This window comes from Achromobacter sp. Marseille-Q0513 (genome assembly GCF_018195695.1).
Lineage (GTDB): Bacteria > Pseudomonadota > Gammaproteobacteria > Burkholderiales > Burkholderiaceae_B > Achromobacter.
Genome location: NZ_JAGTJY010000134.1, coordinates 1 through 16830 on the forward strand (window position 1 = coordinate 1; position 16830 = coordinate 16830).

21 protein-coding genes are annotated in these 16830 nt (G+C 68.8%); 16 read left to right on the forward strand and 5 right to left on the reverse strand.

All coding sequences use genetic code 11. From position 1 onward, the window contains the following. Positions 1-307: 307 nt before the first annotated feature. From KDH83_RS22170 to KDH83_RS22190, 5 genes are read left to right on the forward strand one after another with little or no spacing between them, the layout of a single operon-like run. Positions 308-898 (forward strand): HD domain-containing protein, encoded by a 591-nt coding sequence (locus tag KDH83_RS22170; protein WP_212319885.1) that lies wholly within the window; start codon positions 308-310, stop codon positions 896-898. Positions 899-929: 31 nt separating this feature from the next. After that, entirely contained in the window at positions 930-1175 is a 246-nt protein-coding gene (locus tag KDH83_RS22175; RefSeq protein WP_212319887.1) for a hypothetical protein, read from the forward strand. Between the two features lie 24 nt (positions 1176-1199). Continuing rightward, positions 1200-1535 carry a hypothetical protein gene (locus tag KDH83_RS22180; protein WP_212319889.1) on the forward strand — a complete coding sequence of 112 codons (336 nt, stop codon included), beginning with the start codon at positions 1200-1202 and terminating at the stop codon, positions 1533-1535. After that, the gene (locus KDH83_RS22185) at positions 1532-2026 is read left to right on the forward strand and encodes a hypothetical protein (RefSeq protein ID WP_212319892.1); all 495 of its coding nucleotides are present in this window, start codon (positions 1532-1534) and stop codon (positions 2024-2026) included. The genes KDH83_RS22180 and KDH83_RS22185 overlap by 4 nt, the downstream gene beginning before the upstream one ends. Before the next feature lie 9 nt (positions 2027-2035). Further along, the gene (locus KDH83_RS22190) at positions 2036-2800 is read left to right on the forward strand and encodes a hypothetical protein (RefSeq protein WP_212319894.1); all 765 of its coding nucleotides are present in this window, start codon (positions 2036-2038) and stop codon (positions 2798-2800) included. A 65-nt stretch (positions 2801-2865) separates the two neighbouring features. Here the strand turns inward: KDH83_RS22190 and KDH83_RS22195 are convergent, their stop codons facing one another. Beyond that, on the reverse strand, positions 2866-3270 hold the full coding sequence (locus KDH83_RS22195) for a RidA family protein (RefSeq protein ID WP_212319896.1): 405 nt from the start codon (positions 3268-3270) through the stop codon (positions 2866-2868). Between the two features lie 147 nt (positions 3271-3417). Between KDH83_RS22195 and KDH83_RS22200 the strand changes: the two genes are divergently transcribed. Then, positions 3418-4320 (forward strand): LysR family transcriptional regulator, encoded by a 903-nt coding sequence (locus KDH83_RS22200; protein WP_212319898.1) that lies wholly within the window; start codon positions 3418-3420, stop codon positions 4318-4320. An 18-nt stretch (positions 4321-4338) separates the two neighbouring features. Here the strand turns inward: KDH83_RS22200 and KDH83_RS22205 are convergent, their stop codons facing one another. Further along, on the reverse strand, positions 4339-5007 hold the full coding sequence (locus tag KDH83_RS22205; protein WP_212319900.1) for an FCD domain-containing protein: 669 nt from the start codon (positions 5005-5007) through the stop codon (positions 4339-4341). Between the two features lie 271 nt (positions 5008-5278). Here KDH83_RS22205 and KDH83_RS22210 point away from each other — a divergent pair, with 271 nt between their 5' ends. From KDH83_RS22210 to KDH83_RS22255, 10 genes are read left to right on the forward strand one after another with little or no spacing between them, the layout of a single operon-like run. Further along, the gene (locus tag KDH83_RS22210) at positions 5279-6406 is read left to right on the forward strand and encodes a cupin domain-containing protein (protein ID WP_103274814.1); all 1128 of its coding nucleotides are present in this window, start codon (positions 5279-5281) and stop codon (positions 6404-6406) included. 12 nt (positions 6407-6418) lie between these two features. Next, positions 6419-7555, forward strand: coding sequence for a hypothetical protein (locus KDH83_RS22215; protein ID WP_103274813.1), 1137 nt, complete (start codon positions 6419-6421; stop codon positions 7553-7555). A 2-nt stretch (positions 7556-7557) separates the two neighbouring features. Continuing rightward, positions 7558-7941 carry a RidA family protein gene (locus KDH83_RS22220; RefSeq protein WP_103274812.1) on the forward strand — a complete coding sequence of 128 codons (384 nt, stop codon included), beginning with the start codon at positions 7558-7560 and terminating at the stop codon, positions 7939-7941. 36 nt (positions 7942-7977) lie between these two features. Further along, positions 7978-8580 carry a glutathione S-transferase family protein gene (locus KDH83_RS22225; protein ID WP_103274811.1) on the forward strand — a complete coding sequence of 201 codons (603 nt, stop codon included), beginning with the start codon at positions 7978-7980 and terminating at the stop codon, positions 8578-8580. Positions 8581-8588: 8 nt separating this feature from the next. Further along, a complete protein-coding gene (locus KDH83_RS22230; RefSeq protein WP_249205276.1) occupies positions 8589-9434 on the forward strand; it encodes an ABC transporter ATP-binding protein in 846 nt (281 codons plus the stop codon). Between the two features lie 2 nt (positions 9435-9436). After that, a complete protein-coding gene (locus tag KDH83_RS22235) occupies positions 9437-10243 on the forward strand; it encodes an ABC transporter permease (protein WP_249205277.1) in 807 nt (268 codons plus the stop codon). A 28-nt stretch (positions 10244-10271) separates the two neighbouring features. Then, the gene (locus tag KDH83_RS22240; RefSeq protein WP_212319904.1) at positions 10272-11288 is read left to right on the forward strand and encodes an ABC transporter substrate-binding protein; all 1017 of its coding nucleotides are present in this window, start codon (positions 10272-10274) and stop codon (positions 11286-11288) included. An 11-nt stretch (positions 11289-11299) separates the two neighbouring features. Continuing rightward, a complete protein-coding gene (locus tag KDH83_RS22245) occupies positions 11300-12790 on the forward strand; it encodes an aldehyde dehydrogenase family protein (protein ID WP_212319906.1) in 1491 nt (496 codons plus the stop codon). Next, a complete protein-coding gene (locus tag KDH83_RS22250; RefSeq protein WP_212319908.1) occupies positions 12787-14394 on the forward strand; it encodes a GMC family oxidoreductase N-terminal domain-containing protein in 1608 nt (535 codons plus the stop codon). Before KDH83_RS22245 ends, KDH83_RS22250 begins: the two co-directional genes overlap by 4 nt. Continuing rightward, a complete protein-coding gene (locus KDH83_RS22255) occupies positions 14391-14807 on the forward strand; it encodes a hypothetical protein (RefSeq protein WP_212319910.1) in 417 nt (138 codons plus the stop codon). Before KDH83_RS22250 ends, KDH83_RS22255 begins: the two co-directional genes overlap by 4 nt. Here the strand turns inward: KDH83_RS22255 and KDH83_RS22260 are convergent. From KDH83_RS22260 to KDH83_RS22270, 3 genes are all read right to left on the reverse strand, one after another. Then, entirely contained in the window at positions 14804-15619 is an 816-nt protein-coding gene (locus tag KDH83_RS22260; RefSeq protein ID WP_212319912.1) for an aldolase/citrate lyase family protein, read from the reverse strand. The genes KDH83_RS22255 and KDH83_RS22260 overlap by 4 nt on opposite strands. 12 nt (positions 15620-15631) lie before the next feature. Next, the gene (locus KDH83_RS22265; protein WP_212319914.1) at positions 15632-15949 is read right to left on the reverse strand and encodes an NIPSNAP family protein; all 318 of its coding nucleotides are present in this window, start codon (positions 15947-15949) and stop codon (positions 15632-15634) included. 19 nt (positions 15950-15968) lie between these two features. Further along, a partial coding sequence (locus KDH83_RS22270; RefSeq protein ID WP_212319916.1) for a 2-hydroxyacid dehydrogenase occupies positions 15969-16830 on the reverse strand: 862 nt, incomplete at its 5' end.

Below are 16830 nucleotides of genomic sequence, written 5' to 3' on the forward strand. Positions count from 1 at the left end.
CCATGACGCCAGGCCCGCTCACGGATCGCTGAGCCGCAACGACTGGGGTTGGGTGTCGTTGCGGCTCAGCGATCCGTGAGCGGGCCTGGCGTCATGGAGAGAATGCGTGTGGCAAGGAATCAGGACGCTGAAGTCTATCCGATCTGGCGCAAGGGCGTGCCATGCGCAGTGGTGGCGTGGCACGCGCGGGCGCATCGCGCCGAGCATTTTTTATGCGTGGACGCGCGCCCGGCCGCGCCTCAAGATGGCGATCCGGCGCGCGCGATTCGAACCCGGCGCGCGGCCGACACGCAAGGAGTCATGAAGCATGGATGCCGCAACACTCGAAGGCCGGCTGGAGTTCATCCGCCGGGCCGAACGGCTCAAGGATGTGCTGCGCAGCGGCCGCACGTCCGGCGCGCGCCAGGAGAGCACGGCCGAGCACAGCTGGCGCCTGTGCCTGATGGCGATGCTGTTCCAGGATGGATTGGCGGGCCTGGATCCGCTGCGCGTGCTGCAATTGTGCGTGGTCCACGACCTTGGCGAAGCGCTGGGCGGCGACGTGCCGGCGATCGCGCGCGACGCGCATCCGGACAAGAGCGAACGCGAGCGCCGCGACCTGCTGCAATTGGCCGGCAGCCTGGATCCGGCGGCGCGCGAGCGGCTGCTGGCGCTGTGGGACGAGTACGAGGCCGCCGCCACGCCGGAGGCCCGCGCGGTGAAGGCGCTGGACAAGATGGAAACCATCCTGCAACACAACCAGGGCGACAATCCGCCCGATTTCGATTACGGTTTCAACCTGGCTTATGGCCGCGACTACGCGCAGCACGACGAGCTGTTGCGCGCGCTGCGGGCGCGGGTAGACGAGGCCACGGCGCGCCGGATGGCGACCACGCGCGCCGATTCATCATCCGCTTGAACCGATCCGGCTCCGACCCGGCCCATAGAGCATGCGTAGCACCCCAGAGGCCGGCCCGTTCCGGCAAGACATACTGAACGCGGCAAGCACCGGCATGGCCTGCGCGCCCGCCAGGGAAATGCTGCTTCGCCACCGCGCGGCGGGCTGGACGCGGGACCGCATGTACGCGGAGCTGGCGTCCATGGCCGTGGCGGCGCCGGAGCATGAAGACTACCTGCATGACCTGATGGACTTCGTTTCCGGCTATTGTTCTCCCGCCATGAGGATTTTCGATTGAATCGCGTGCCGACGGGAGATTGATATGCAGGTGTTCAAGACGCTGGCCGAGCTGCTGCGGGCCATCCCCGCGCTGGAAGCCAGGGAGTGGCTCTACGTGAACCTGGATGCCTGGCGCGCGACGCCGGAGCGGGCCGTGTTCTATTCCATTCCGGAAACGTATCTGGAGGCACTGGACGATGACGAGATCTACCTGGACGACGAAGACCTGGAAATGCCGCTAGCCGTCCAGGGCTTGAACCTGCGCGGCTGGATGCTGGCCGGGGATGTGCAATACATCGCTAGCCGGTTGAATGGCGAGGACCCGGCAGAATTCATCGCCCAGGTGAATCACTACCGCGAGTACGACAGCTTCAAATGACCGCCTCCAAGCCTCCCGGCGCGGCCGTGCCCGCCACGGACATCGCGCGCGTCCTGGGATTCGCCAGTCCGGCCTACGCCACAGCGTTGGCGCGCCATGCGCCGGCGGAACTCGCGCCCGATCTCGTGCTGTACGACCTGGCCGAGGCCAGCCGGGACAACCGCGATCTGCGCGCGGACCATTCCTTCCTGCAAGGCCGCTTCTGGAAGATCGGCCAGTCCGGCCAGGGCGACGGCTGGTTGCTCGGGCGCGATGGGCTGGTCCATTGGTTCGACCACAACCATGGCGATATCGCGGAGGGCCTGCTGGTCGGCATGGGGCTGGATCTGGACCAGTGGATCGAGCTGGCCAGGGTGATCAAGCAGTACGAACGGAGGCTGGATGTCGATGAGGCGCTGTTCGACGACGCGGCGTGCCGGGAGGAATTCCGGCAGGCGCTCAACGCCATATCGCCCACGCTGTTCGACCTGTATCCCTATGGCTATTTCTAGGCGCGCCGCATGCATCTGAATTGCTACTTCTATGACTACCAGGCCGCCGACGCCCGCGACATCCTCGACAGGCTGATGGCGCTGGAAAGCGCGCTCGGCCTCGCGTCCCGCCATTTCGACTACCTGTATACGCTGCCGCCGGGCAAGGGCGATCACCCCGGTGACTTCAAGTCGAAGGCGATCGACTTGAAGTCGCTGGAACACGGCGTGCAGGCCGCAGAGATCCGCTCCTTCAACCTGTCCAGCGAGACGGACCTGCGTTCCGCCTCCATGCACGCGATGTACGTCAACAGCAAGGAACATGGCGGCACGGCCTGCATCAGCCTGCATTTGCCGCAGGCCTGCGTCGACGCGCATGCCGCCACGCTGATCGATGCGTTCGCGGCCGCGATCCGCCCAGGCTATGGCTTCCAGTGCTGGACGGACAATGCGCTGAAGGGCGTTGGCTACGTCCTGGCCTCGTCCCTATACAGGAACGAGAAGGGCAATTTCTCGGGCTATCTCCTGCGCAACGAACGGATAGGCCTGCCCCGGATGATCTATCCGGTGAACTATCTGTCGGATGTCCAGCTGGATCACATCGTCGGCGGTACCACGCTGCGGGCGTTCATCGCTCAGCGCATGGGCCAGGACGGGCTGGCCGAGGTCGGCGATGCGCTGTACCGGCTGGACGTCGGCGCCGAGGATCTGACGGACGCCAACAACGCGTTCGGCGAGGCGGGCTTCCTGATTTCCTGGGTCGAAACCCGGAAGGCGAAGCGGGGACTGCCGTGAGCGACGGCAGTTGCCCAGGCGCAAACGCGCATCCCGAATCCCGCGCGTTGTTGCATTGACTGGCCCTAGGCCGCCGCGCCGTCCGGCAGCCTGGCGATCACCTTGAGTTCAAAGTCGAACCCATACAGCCAGGTAACGCCCACGCCGGTCAGCGTGGGATACGGCGCCTGCCCCCAGAACTCGGGAACGATGCGCCAGATCCGTTCGAACTTCGATGCGGGATCGACGATGAACACGGTCACGTCGACCACGTCGTCGAAGCTGCAGCCGGCGGCGGCCAGCACGGCGTTGAGGTTGCGGAATGCCAGCCGCACCTGTTCGTCCAGGTCCGGCTCGGGCGAGCCGTCCTCGCGGCTGCCGACCTGGCCCGAGACGAACAGGAAACCGTTGGCCCTGACCGCCGGGGAATAGCGGTTGCGCTCATAAAGCGCCTGGCGCCCGGGGGGAAAGACGACGTCGCGTTGGGTCATGCCTGATCTCCGTGTACAGGCCGGCTGGCCTGGATGTGTGTGAACCGATGCCGCACTGTAGGAGACGCCGCGCCGCCGATAAACGGGCAAGCCTGTCCAGCACTGTTTGTAGAATGCAAACAATCTGGTGTAGGGCAGGAGACACACATGGACCGATTCGACGCAATGCAGGCGTTCGCGCGGGTGGTGGAGACGGGCAGTTTCACCAAGGCGGCCGAGACGCTGCGCATCAGCCGCACCAGCGTGACGCAGCTGGTGCAGCAGCTGGAAGCGCGGCTGCGCGTCAGGCTGCTCAACCGCACGACTCGCCAGGTCAATGTCACGGCCGACGGCGCGGCCTATTACGAACGCGTGCTGCGCCTGCTGGCCGACATGGACGATGCCGAGACCAGCCTGTCCGACGCCTCGGCCTCGCCCCGGGGCCGGCTGCGCGTGGATGTGCCCAGCCCCTTCGCGCGCATGGTGCTGGTGCCGGCCTTGCCGGCATTCCATGCGCGCCATCCCGAGATCCAGCTGGACCTGGGCGTGAGCGACCGCAAGGTGGACCTCATCGGCGAGAACGTGGACTGCGTGATCCGCGGCGGCGAGCTGCAGGACCAGTCGCTGCGCGCGCGCCGCGTGGCGGACCTGCGGCTGGGCGTGTATGCGTCGCCGGGCTATCTGGCGATGGCGGGCGTGCCACGGCATCCGGGCGAGCTGGAAGACTCGCACCATCGCATCGTGGGCTATCTGTGGGCGCGGCTGGGGCGGGCGCTGCCCTATGCCATGCAGCGCGGCGACGAACGCCTGCGCGTGCACGGACGCTACGCGCTGGCGGTGGACGACGGCAACGCCTATCTGCAGGCCGGCCTGGCGGGGCTGGGCATCTTGTGGCTGCCCGACTACATGGCGCGGCCGCATCTGGCCAGCGGCGAGCTGGCGCGGCTGTTCGAGGACTGGGACATGGAAACGATGCCGATGTACCTGGCCTATCCGCCCAATCGCCACGTCAGCGCCAAGCTGCGCGCCTTCATCGACTGGGTCGTGGAATTGATGGCGCGGCAGGCGTAGCAACGTCGGGCCACGAACTCAGGCCGTCTCCAGCGGATTCAAGCGATCGGCGATCTCGCGCTGCACCCGTCGCAAGTGCTGGCGCATCGCCTGTTCGGCGGCGTCCGGCGAGCGCGCGGCGATGGCTTCGGCGATGGCGCGGTGTTCCTGGTCGCGCTGCTGGATGCGCTCGCTCGTGATCGCGCTGGCCGTGGGCACGTGCAGCCTGTGGTCGGAGCCGACGCGGCGCAGGAAGGCATACAGGCTGGCCGCGAGCTGGTTGCCGGAGCTGTCGGCCAGCAGCTTGTGGAAGGCGATATCGCCGATGGTGCGCGTCACGCCTTGCGGCGTGGTGGCGGCTTCCAGGATCTTGGCGATCTGCACCGGCGAGGCGCGCACCGCCGCCAGGCGCGCGATGGCCGGCTCCAGCACGATGCGCAGCTCGATGACCTCCAGCGCATTGGTGCCCTGGACCACCACGTCGCTCTTGAGCACCGGACTGTCGTTGCGGCGGATGATGGGGCGGGGCAGTTCGGCGGCGTCGCGCATCGTCTCCAGCGCCAGCCGCAGGCGATGCCGCTTCACCTTCAGCTGATCGGCCAGCAGGCGCTCGGGCGGCAGCTCCTCTCCCTTGCCGATCATGGCGCGGATCTGCGTGATCAGGCGCGTGACGTCATTCGAAACTTCGGGTTGCCTTGTGCGTGCCATGAGTTTCCCGCCTCCGGTTTTTTTGCGTACATCTTATGGGCGGAATATGCGCCCAGCAATATCGAAAACCCTGAATGGTTGTTAATTGGTGGTTATTCGGTTGTTAATTCGCAAATGCCTGATTTGCATGGGTAAAAGTCGAAAAAATAAGGGTCGGAAAATCGCGTTTAGGGGTTTTCCATAAAAAAACCAGAATCGCGTTTACACAACCATTGGTTGTTATTAGATTTTGTTCCGCTGAATCCTGATAACCATTCAAAGGGGAATGTGTATGCACGCGACCGAGGTCGCCGGCGATGCGCGCGCGGCGGAATTGCTGTCCATGTATGAGCAGATCGAACGGAGGCACATGTTTCCGTTCTGGGCGCGCGGAGACAGCGCGCACGACGACATCAGCCAGCTGACCAACGGCCCCAAGCCGGTGCCGCACCGCTGGTCGTACCGCGACGACATCCAGCCCCTGCTGGCCCAGTCGGCGCGCCTGATCTCCACCGAGAACACCGACCGCCGCTCGCTGATCCTCATCAACCCGGGCCTGGCGCCGCGCCGCGCGACGGTGTCCACGCTGTACACCGCCTATCGCCAGAACGATCCCAACGAACTCATGCCGCCGCACGCGCACACGGCCAGCGCCGTGCGCTTCGGCCTGACGGGCCGGCAGAACTTCACCGGCGTGGAGGGCGAGGACATCACCTTCCTGCCCGGCGACATGGTGCTGACGCCGCGCGACACCTGGCACAACCATGGCAACCTGGGCGGCGAGCCGGCCATCAACCTGTCGGTGCTGGACTATCCGCTGGTCGAGAACCTGAACGCCCTGTCGTTCCAGCACGACTACCAGGAAAATGGTGAGGTCGTGCGCAAGCAGAGCGCGCGCTTCCAGACCGAGTATTCGCGCATGGTCTACGGCGCCGGCGGACTGACGCCGCGCTTTCTCGACCACCGGCGCGGCGGCGGCGATTCCTCGCCCATGTTCGTGTACCGCTACGAAGCCATGCGCGAGCTGCTGTATCGCTTTCGCGACTGGGACGAATCGCCGCACGAGGGCGTGTCGATCGAATACACGCATCCGCTGCGGGGCGGCCCGGTCTACCGGACCATGACCTTCTTCATGCAGATGGTGCGGCCGGGCGAGACCACGCTGCCGCTCAAGCAGACCGCCAACCTGCTGGTGTCGCCGTTCAGCGGCCAGGGCAGCATGACGGTGGGCGAACAGCGGCATGCGCTCGAACCGTTCGACACGGTCGCCGTGCCCAGCGAGAACTGGGTGCAGTACCGCAACGACGCCACCGAGCCGCTGATCCTGTTCATCGCCAGCGACGAGCCGGCGCTGCGCGCCATGGGCCTGTTCCACCAGTGGGGACGCACGGCCGGCGGCGATCTGGTCGAGCTGGTCTGAGGGAGCCCGGCCTTGGCTAAACAATGGAACACCTCGCTGCTCGCCCACGTCGATTGCGAGGGCGGCGGACAGGTCTGGGTGGAGGGCGCGACGATGTATGTCTCGCACATGCGTCCGCCCTATGGCACCTCGATCTACGACGTCGAAGACCCGCGCCGCCCGCGCCTGCTGGCGTCGCTGGAAGTGCCCATCGGCTGGCATTCGCACAAGGTGCGCGTGCGCGACGGCCTGATGATCGTCAACTATGAGAAGTTCCGCAGCGGCGCCGACGATTTCGGCGGCGGGCTGGGCATCTACGACGTCAGCCGGCCGGACCGTCCGCGCCTGATCACGCACTGGAAGACCGGCACCCAGGGCGGCGGCGTGCACCGCTACGACTTCGACGGCCGCTACGCCTATATCTCGCCGACGGCGCCGGGCTACATCGGCAACATCGTCAAGATCCTGGACCTGCGCGATCCGGCGAAGCCCGAGGAAGTGGGGCGCTGGTGGATTCCCGGCCAGCACGAGGCCGGCGGCGAAACCTATCCCTGGGACAACTACGTGCCGCCGCGCTGCCACCATCCGCTGCGCATGGGCAACCGCCTGTACGTGTCGTACTGGCATCACGGCATGTTCATCCTGGACATCGAGGACATGGCGCGCCCGCGCCTGGTGTCGCAGTTCAACACCGGGCCGGCCCATCCGCATCCCACGCACACGGCGCTGCCCATACCGGGGTTGCTCAAGGGCCGCCAGATCCTGGTGGTGGCAGACGAGGACGTGGCCAAGCTGCGGCCGTCGCCGCCGGCCTTCACCTGGTTCTTCGACATCACGGACGAGCGCCAGCCCATGCCGATCTCCACCTTCCAGGTCGACGGCGTGGACCCTGACGGCCAGCCCCAAGAAGCCATGTCCGGCTGTCACCAGCCGGCCGAGAAGTTCAGCGGCAATGTGCTGCCCTTCGCCTGGTTCGCGCGCGGCCTGCGGCTGCTGGACATCAGCGATCCGTTCCGGCCGCGCGAAGTGGGCTGCTACGAGCCCGACCCGCCGGCCGGCTGCGAACGCGCGTCGTCCAACGACGTCACCACCGACGACCGCGGGCTGCTCTACCTGCTGGACCGGCAGCGCGGCCTGGACATCATCGAAAGCTCTGTCTACGGGACCTGACCATGACCTATCTGCAACAAGCCTTTGGCAACAAGAACCCCAACCTGCCGTTCCATCCGGCGGTGCGGGCGGGCGACTATGTCTTCGTATCGGGCCAGGTGGCCAAGGACGAGAACGGCGTCATGCTGGAAGGCACCATCGAACAGCTGACGCGCGCCACCATCGAAGCGATGCGGCGGGCGCTGCGGGCGGCCGACTGCGACCTGGCCGACGTGGTCAAGGCCACCGTCTACCTGGAGGACGCGCGCGATTTCGGCCGCTACAACGGCGTGTTCAAGGAGTACTTCCCGGACGGGATGCTCGCGCGCACGACCGTGGAGGCCCGCGCGGTCATCGACACCAAGATCGAGATCGAGTGCATCGCCTACAAGCCGCAGCGGTCCTGAACGGCCGCGCAAACCATATATCAAGGGAGAATCATCATGCTGGAAGTTCTGGGACGCGCCACCTCGGGCAATGTGCAGAAAGTGCTGTTCCTGCTCGAAGAGCTGGGCACGCCGTACAAGCGCCACGATTACGGCAAGACCTTCGAGGGCACCACGCTCACGCCGCAATACCAGGCCATCAACCCCACGCAGAAAGTGCCGACCCTGCGCGACGGCGAGCTGCACGTGTGGGAATCGCACACCATCCTGCGCTATGTGGCCAACAAGCAGGAAGCCCATGCGCTGTATCCGCGCGATCCCGCCGCGCGCAGCCAGGTCGAGCGCTGGATGGACTGGACGCTGGCTTCGCTCAACGTGGCCTACCTGGCCGGCTTCAAGGAAGCCAAGCTGCCGCCCGAGCAACTGAGCGAGGCGGCCGCCAAGCTGCTGTCCGCCGAGCTGTCGCTGCTGGACGGGCACCTGGCGGGCCGGCCCTGGGTCGCGGGCGAGGCCTTCTCCCTGGCCGACATCTGCCTGGCGCCGCTGGTGCGCCGCTGCCTGAAGTTCCCCCATCCCAAGCCCGAGCTGGCGCATCTGCGGCAATGGATGGCGCGCATCGAGCAGCGGCCGGCTTTCGCGGCGGCCGTGGCCGCGGGTTGAGGCGGGCCATGGACATGCAGGCGAATGCATCCGCCGGGCCCGGCCCGGCGCGGGAGGCGGCGCCCCTGGCGGCGCAGATACGGGCCCGCGGCCTGAACGTGGATTTCGACACCCGCGCCGGTTGCGTGCGGGTGTTGAGCGACATCGACATCGAGATCGCGAAGGGCTCGTTCACCTCCATCATCGGCCCTTCGGGCTGCGGCAAGAGCACGCTGCTGAAGGTGTTCGCCGGACTGGTGCCGCCGACCGGCGGCGAGGTCTCGGTGGCGGGCGTGCCGCCGGGCGAGGCGGTGCGGCAGCGGCGCGTGGGCATGGTGTTCCAGGAAGCGGCGCTGATGCCCTGGAAGACCGCGCTGGAGAACGTCTGTTCGCTGATGGCGCTGGTGGACGCGGTGCCGCGCGAGCGGCAACGCGACCGCGCGCTGGAACTGCTGCGCCTGGTCGGCCTGGAGTACGCGGCCGACCGGTATCCGGCGCAGCTGTCCGGCGGCATGCGCCAGCGCGTATCCATCGCGCGCGCCCTGGCGCTGGATCCCGAGGTGTTGATGATGGACGAGCCCTTCGGCGCGCTGGACGCCATCACGCGCGAGCACATGAGCGATTTCCTGCTGGAGATCTGGCAGCGCACCGGCAAGACCGTGGTGTTCGTCACGCACTCCATCGACGAGGCGGTCTACCTGTCCGACAGCGTCTACGTCATGGCCACCAATCCGGCGCGCATCGTGCAGAAGCTGGATATCGGCCTGCCGCAGCCCAAGAACGAGGCGACCTTTTCCAGCCCGATGTTCCACCAGAAGTCTTTCCAGTTGCGGCAGCTGCTCAAGGCAGGGCATGCGCCGGGGAGCGGAAAATGAGCATGAGCACGACCTTGAAAGAACCCGCCGCGCCCGCGCGGCCCGCGTCCGGCCGGCTGCGCCAGGCCTGGCGCGCCGCCTTGCCCAGCCTCGCGCTGGTGCTGCTGATCGTGGCGCTGTGGGAGGCGGCGGTCCGGTTGCTGCAGGTGTCGGCCTTCGTGGTGCCGGCGCCGTCGGCCATCGTCGCCGTGCTGTTCGAGCGCCAGGACGAGCTGTTCCAGGCCAGCCTGGTCACGGGCGCGGAAATCCTCTACGGCTTTCTGTGTTCCTGCGTGGTGGGCATTGCGCTGGCGCTGCTGGTGGACCGATACGCCTGGTTCGGCCGCGCCAGCTATCCGCTCATCGTGCTGTTCCAGAACGTGCCGAAGATCGCACTGGCGCCGTTGCTGATCCTGTGGTTTGGCTATGACCTGCTGCCCAAGATCGCCCTGATCGTCATCATGGCCTTCTTTCCGGTCACGCTGAACATGTTGGTGGGCCTGCGCTCGGCCGACGCCAACCTGATGTCGCTGCTGCAGTCCATCGGCGCGACGCCGGGCCAGATCATGGCGCGCGTGAAGATCCCGTCCTCGCTGCCGGCCCTGATGGCGGGCATGAAGGTCGCGATCACCCTGAGCGTGATCGGCGCGATCGTCGGCGAATTCGTCGGCGCCTCGGCCGGGCTGGGCTACATGATCCAGTTCGCCTCCAGCCAGATGGATACGGCGCTGGTGTTCGCCGCGCTGGTGCAGATATCCGTCCTGGGCGTCTTCTTCTATTACCTGATCGAGCTGGCCGAGCTGCGGTTCCTGGGCTGGGCGGCACGCTGAAGCATCGACAACCAACAAGGGGAAAATCATGATCAAGCGTAGCAAGCTGTGCGGCCTGCTGGGCGCGCTGGCCCTGGCCGGCGCGGTCCAGGCCCAGACCAAGGATGCCGTCACCGTGCAGCTGGACTGGGTGGTGCGCGGCAACCATGCGCCGTTCTTCGTGGCGCGCGACAAGGGCTATTTCGCCGAGCAGGGCATCGACGCGGGCACGATCCGCAAGGGCACCGGCTCCACCGACGCGCTGCGGCTGGTGGCCAACGGCAACGCCGACTTCGGCTTCTCGGACCTGCCCACGCTGATGGTGGGTCGGTCGCAGGGCATCGCCAACACGGCGCTGGTGGCGGTCAACCAGAAGACGCCGCTGGCCATCATCGCGGTGAAGAAGAACTTCGACCTCAAGTCCGTGCAGCAGCTCAAGGGCGCCAATATCGGCGTGCACCCGGCGGGGTCCACCTACATCTTCCTGAAGGCGGCGCTGGCCAAGAACGGCCTCTCGCTCAACGACATCAAGCAGTCCACGGTGTCGCCGCCCTATGAGAACTTCCTGCTGCTCAACCGCGTGAACGCGGTGCCGGGCTATATCGACGCCGAAGTGCCCGAGCTGGAGCACAAGGCCGGCGGCCCCGGCTCGCTGTCGGTGCTGCACGGCGCGGACCTGGGCATCCAGAGTTATGGCTCGGGCATGTTCACGGCCGACAAGACCATCGCCGAGCGGCCGGACCTGGTGCGCCGCTTCGTGGCCGCCTACATGAAGGGCTATGCCGACGTGATCCAGGATCCGGGCGCGGCGGCCGACTCGCTGATCAGGAACAACCCGGAATACAAGGGCAAGAAGGAGATGCTGGTGGCGCAGCTGCAGGCCGACCTGGACTACACCTTCTTCAGCGCCCATACCCGCGAGCACGGGCTGGGCTGGATCGATCCGGCGCAGTGGCAGGCCACCGCCACGCTGTACAAGGAGCAGGGCGCGCTGGCGGCCAGCTTCGATGACAGCAAGGGCTTCGATACCCGCTTCCTGCAACAGGCCGGCCCGGTCAAACGCTGAGGAACCCAGGCATGAATCCGAAGACGCACGACACGGCCAGCGGCCCGGTGGCCTTGCCCACCCAGGCCGGCCTGTACTACGGCGGCGCCTGGCACGCGCCGCGGTCCGACCGCTGGATGGAGGTCCGCGCGCCGGGCACCGGCGAGCTGCTGATGCGCGTGGCCGAGGCCGGCCGCGAGGACGTGGCCCGGGCCGCGCGCGCCGCGCGGGAGGGCCATGCCACCTGGCGCCGCACGGCGCCGCTGGCGCGCGCGGCCGTGCTGCGCCGCATTGCCCAGCGGCTGCGCGACAACGCCGCCCAACTGGCCCTGCTGGACGCGCTGGACTGCGGCAATCCGGTGAGCGAGATGGGCTCGGACGTCATGGTGGCCGCCGCGCTGCTGGACTTCTTCGCCGGGCTGGTGACGGAGCTGAAGGGCGACACCATACCGATGGGGCCGGACGCCCTGAACTACACCGAGCGCGAGCCGCTGGGCGTGGTCGCGCGCATCGTGGCGTTCAACCATCCGCTGCTGTTCGCCATGGGCAAGCTGGCCGCGCCGCTGGCGGCGGGCAACGCCGTCATCATCAAGCCGCCGGCGCAGGCGCCGCTGTCGGCGCTGCGCTGCGCCGAGCTGATCGGCGACCTGCTGCCGCCGGGCGTGCTGGCCATCCTGCCGGGCGGCGGCGAGGCCGGCGCCGCGCTGGCCGAGAGTCCCGACGTGGACATGATCGGGCTGGTCGGCAGCATCGCCACGGGCCGCAAGGTCATGCAGGCGGCCGCCGGCCGCATCAAGCCGGTGGCGCTGGAGCTGGGCGGCAAGAATCCCTTCGTGGCCTGCGCCGACGTCGACCCAGCGCAGGCGGCACGCGCCATCGTCGACGGCATGAACTTCACCTGGTGCGGCCAGTCCTGCGGCTCGACCAGCCGCGCCTTCGTCCACCGCGACATCTACGACGAGGTCTGCCGCCACGTGGTCCAGGCCTGCGGCGCCTATGTGCCCGGCGATCCGACCGATCCGGCCACCACGATGGGCGCGATGATCAGCGCCGAGCATCGCGACCGCGTCAAGCGCGTCATCGACGAGGCCAGCGGCGGCCGGCTGCTGCATGGCGGCGCCATTCCGACCCGTGGCGTGCCGGCGGGCGGCCATTATCTGGAACCCACCGTGTATGCCGACGTGCCCGCCGATTCGGCGCTGGCGCGCGAGGAACTGTTCGGGCCGGTGCTGGCGCTGATGCCCTGGCACGACGAGGCGGCGATGCTGGACCAGATCCGCGGCCTGGACGTGGGCCTGACGGCGGCCATCTGGACGGCGGACCTGTCGCGGGCGCACCGGCTGGCGCGCGAGATCGACGCCGGCTTCGTCTGGATCAACGAGGTGGGCAAGCATTTCCTGGGCGCGCCCTATGGCGGCGTGCGGCAGTCGGGCATCGGCCGCGACGAGTGCTTCGGCGAGATGCTGTCCTTCACGCGGGAGAAGAACGTGCATGTGAACTTCAGGCAGGTGGCGAGAACATGAGCGCGGAGTACGACTACATCATCGTCGGCGCCGGCTCGGCCGGCTGCGTGCTGGCCAACCGCCTGAGCGCGCAGGCGGACTGCCGCGTGCTGGTGCTGGAAGCCGGTCCCTGGGATCGCGATCCGCTGATCCATGTGCCGCTGGGCTGGGGCAAGATCCTGCAGAAGCGGCTGCACGACTGGGGCTACGACGCCGAGCCGGCCGAGCACGCCGATGGCCGCGCGATCGAGTGCGCGCGCGGCAAGGTGGTGGGCGGCAGCTCGTCCACCAATGCCATGGCCTTCGTGCGCGGCCATCCGGGCGACTTCGCCCGCTGGGCGCGCGACTACGGGCTGGATGAATGGCGCTTCGAGGACACCCTGCCGTATTTCCGCCGCCTGGAGGACTGGGAGGACGGCGCCGGCGCCGAGCGCGGCGGCGGCGGCCCCTTGCGCGTGCAGCGCTGCCGCTACCAGGATCCGCTGCTCGACGCCTTCGCGGCGGCGGCCGGACAGGCGGGCCATCCCTGGCTGGAGGACTACAACGCGCGGCCCGCCGGCGGCTTCTCGCGCCTGCAGATGTCGATCCGCCAGGGCCGGCGCTGCAGCGCCGCGACCGCTTATCTGCGGCCGGCGCTGCGGCGGTCCAACCTGCGCGTGGAGACGGGCGCGCATGTGCTGGGCCTGGATTTCGACGGAGATCGCGCCACCGGGCTGCGCTATGTGCGCGGCGGCCGGCAGCAGACGGCGCGGGCGCGGCGCGAGGTCATCCTCGCCGCCGGCGCGATCAACACGCCGGCCATCCTGATGCACTCGGGCATCGGGCCGGCGCGGACGCTGGAGCAGGCCGGGCTGCCGGTGCGGCTGGACCGCCCCGGCGTGGGCGCCAATCTGCAGGACCACATCTCGGTCATCGTGACGGCGCGGCGGCGCGCGCCCGGTCCCTTCGTGCGCGAACTGCGGCTGGACCGCATCGGCCGCTCGATGGTGCGCGCCTACCTGGGCGGCGAGGGTTTCGCCGGCGACGTGCCGGGCGGAGTGGTGGGCTTCGTGCAGCCCGACGGCATGGACACGCCCGACCTGCAATTCCTGCTGACGGCGGCGCCGTTCACGGCCCGGCCCTGGCTCAAGCCCTGGCGGCAGCCGTTCCAGGACGGCTTCGCCGTGCGCACGGTGCTGCTGCATCCGCGCAGCCGGGGCCGCATCACGGTGGCGGGCGCGGATCCGCTGGCCGCGCCGCGCATCGACCAGAACTTCCTGGCCTGCCAGGAGGACCGGGAGCGGGTGCGCGATTCGGTGCGCATCGCGCGCGACCTGATGCGTCAGCCGGCGCTGGGCGATTTCGTGCTCGACGAGCTGGCGCCGGGGCAGGGCGCCGAGGACGACCAGGCGCTGGACGCATTCATCCGCCGCACGGCGATCACCGTGCACCACCCGGGCGGCACTTGCCGCATGGGCACGGAGCGCGATCCGATGGCGGTGGTGGACGGGCGCATGCGCTGCCTGGGCGTGCCGGGCCTGCGCATCGTCGACGCCTCGGTCATGCCCGACCTGACCTCGGGCAATATCAACGCGCCCGTGCTGATGCTGGCCGAGCGCGCCGCCGACTGGATCCGCGCATCATGATGCGGCTGTCCCTGAGCCGGCACCGCTGCGTCAGCCTGCTGCCGCTGGCGGCGGGCGCGGTGCGCAGGCTGGACGATTTCTTCGCCGTGGACTGCCTGGACGCCGACGAGCGCCTGCCGGCGGACACGGCGGCGCTGATCGTCCGCTCATGCATGCTGGCCGGACTGCGCCAGAACGGGCTGCCGGCCAGCGTGCGCTCGGTGACGGTCGTCGGGGGAGCGGTGTCGGCGGACTTCCTGGACCATATGTGCGCGCGGCGCGTGCTGGTCACTTGTCCGGGTGTGGAAGACGCCGCCTGCGAGAGTCAGGCGATGGAGGTCTGCCACGATGTGATGGCGGCCTTCGGCTTCGGCCGGCTGGGCGCGCGGCCGCGCAACGTGGTCAACGACGTGCTGTTATGTGACTGCTGCTAGGGGCTTGCGCCGGCCGGGCCGCGCAGCGCGTGCGCGGCGGCGGCGCGCTGCGTGGCCGCGCCGAGCAGGCAGGCCAGGTCCGTGCCCGTCGAGACCAGGCAGCCCAGGGGCGCGGCGGCCAGTTCACGCAGCAGCGCGGGCTGGCCCGCCAGCCCGCCCAGGCCCAGCGCCTTGCCCGCATCCAGGCAGGCCTGGCGGATGCGGGCCAGCGCAAGCCGCAGCGTCGGGTGGCCCCATTGCCCGGCCAGGCCCAGGTCGGCCGCCAGATCGTGCGCGCCGATGAACAGCAGGTCCAGGCCGTCCACCGAGGCGATGGCCTCGACCGCGTCCAGCGCGTTGCGGCTTTCGATCATGACGGCCGTCAGCACGCTGGCGTCCAGCGTCGCCATGGCCTCGGCCTGCGGCACGTCGCGGTAGCCCAGCGCCGCCTGCCCGCCGGCGTAGGAACGGCGGCCGCGCGGCGGATGGCGGCAGCAGGCCACGGCCCGCGCCGCGTCGGCGGCCGATTCGACCTGCGGCGCGATGATGCCGAGCGCGCCGCCGTCCAGCACGCGGCCGATCAGGGCGGCGTCGATGGCGGGCACGCGGACCAGCGGCGTCACGCCCGCCTCGCGGGCGGCGTTGCAGATGCGGCTGGCGGATTGCAGCGACAGGCAGGAATGCTCCAGGTCGACGTACAGCGCGTCCAGGCCGGCGGTCGCGGCGATACGGCCGATCTCGGGGCCGTCGAACAGGCGCACGATCAGCGAGGCGGCCAGGCCGCCTTGCCGCAGCGTGCGCAGCAATGGGTTGGTGAGCGTGGAATCGGACATGGCCGTGCCGGGCTAGACCCGTTGCGGACTGAACGACGCCGCGCGCCAGATCGACACCTGCTGCGCCACGAAGGTCCCGCGATTGCCACGCTTGAATTCCTGCCAGGCCGGATCGGCCTCCAGCGCCGCGCGGCGGGCTTCGCGGTCGGCCATGCTGTCGTAGGCCCAGATGTGCAGCACCTGGTTGAGCGTGCCGATGTCGCTGACGAAGAAACCCAGCAGGCGGCCCAGGTGGCGCATCTGCAACGGCAGCGCCAGCTCGCGGTAGCGCGCCAGATAGGCTTCCATGCCGCCATGCGGCAGGGTGTAGGTGCGGTGTTCGATGATCATGACGGTTGTCTCCGGCGGTTCAGGCGGGCGGGGTCAGCACCGCGCCCCGGCTGAAAAAGGCGTCCAGGTTGTCCAGCACCAGGTTTTCCATGGCGGCGCGGGTTTCCTGCGTCGAGGCGGCCACGTGCGGCAGCACCACGACCTTGTCGCGGCCCAGTAGCGCGGCCGGCACGCGCGGTTCGTCGGCGTACACGTCCAGCCCGGCGCCGGCGATGCGGTCCGTCTCGATGGCGCGCGTCAGTGCGGCTTCGTCCACCACGCTGCCGCGCGCCACGTTGATGAGGAAACCGTCCGGACCCAGCGCGTCCAGCACCGCTTCCGACACCAGATGGCGCGTGGCCGGGCCGCCCGGACAGGACAGCACCAGGAAGTCGGCCCAGCGCGCCAGCGCCGGCAGGTCGGGCTCGAACGGCATGCCAGCGTCCTTCTTGGGCGCGCGGCCGTGGTAGCGCAGCGCCATGTCGAAACCGGCGGCGCGGCGCGCGATGGCGCGGCCGATACGGCCCAGGCCGACGATGCCCAGCCGCTTGCCGCTGACGCGCGTCGCCAGCGGGTAGGGGCCGTCGGGCCAGCGGCCCGCCTGCACGTGGCGGTCGGCGCCGGGAATGCGCCGCGCCGTGGCCAGCACCAGTCCGAAGGCCAGATCGGCGACGCAGTCGTCCAGCACGTCGGGCGTGGTGCTGACCTGCACGCCGTGGCGGTGCGCCGCGTCCAGGTCGATGCCGTCGTAGCCCACGCCGAAGCAGGCCAGCACGCCGCCGGCCAGGCAGGCGAACATGGCCTCGGTGCAGCCATGGCGCGACATGGTCACGCCGCCCTCGTAGCGGCCGCGCGAGGCGCGCAGCCAGGCGTCGCGGTCGGGCTGTTGCCACAGCGCGTCC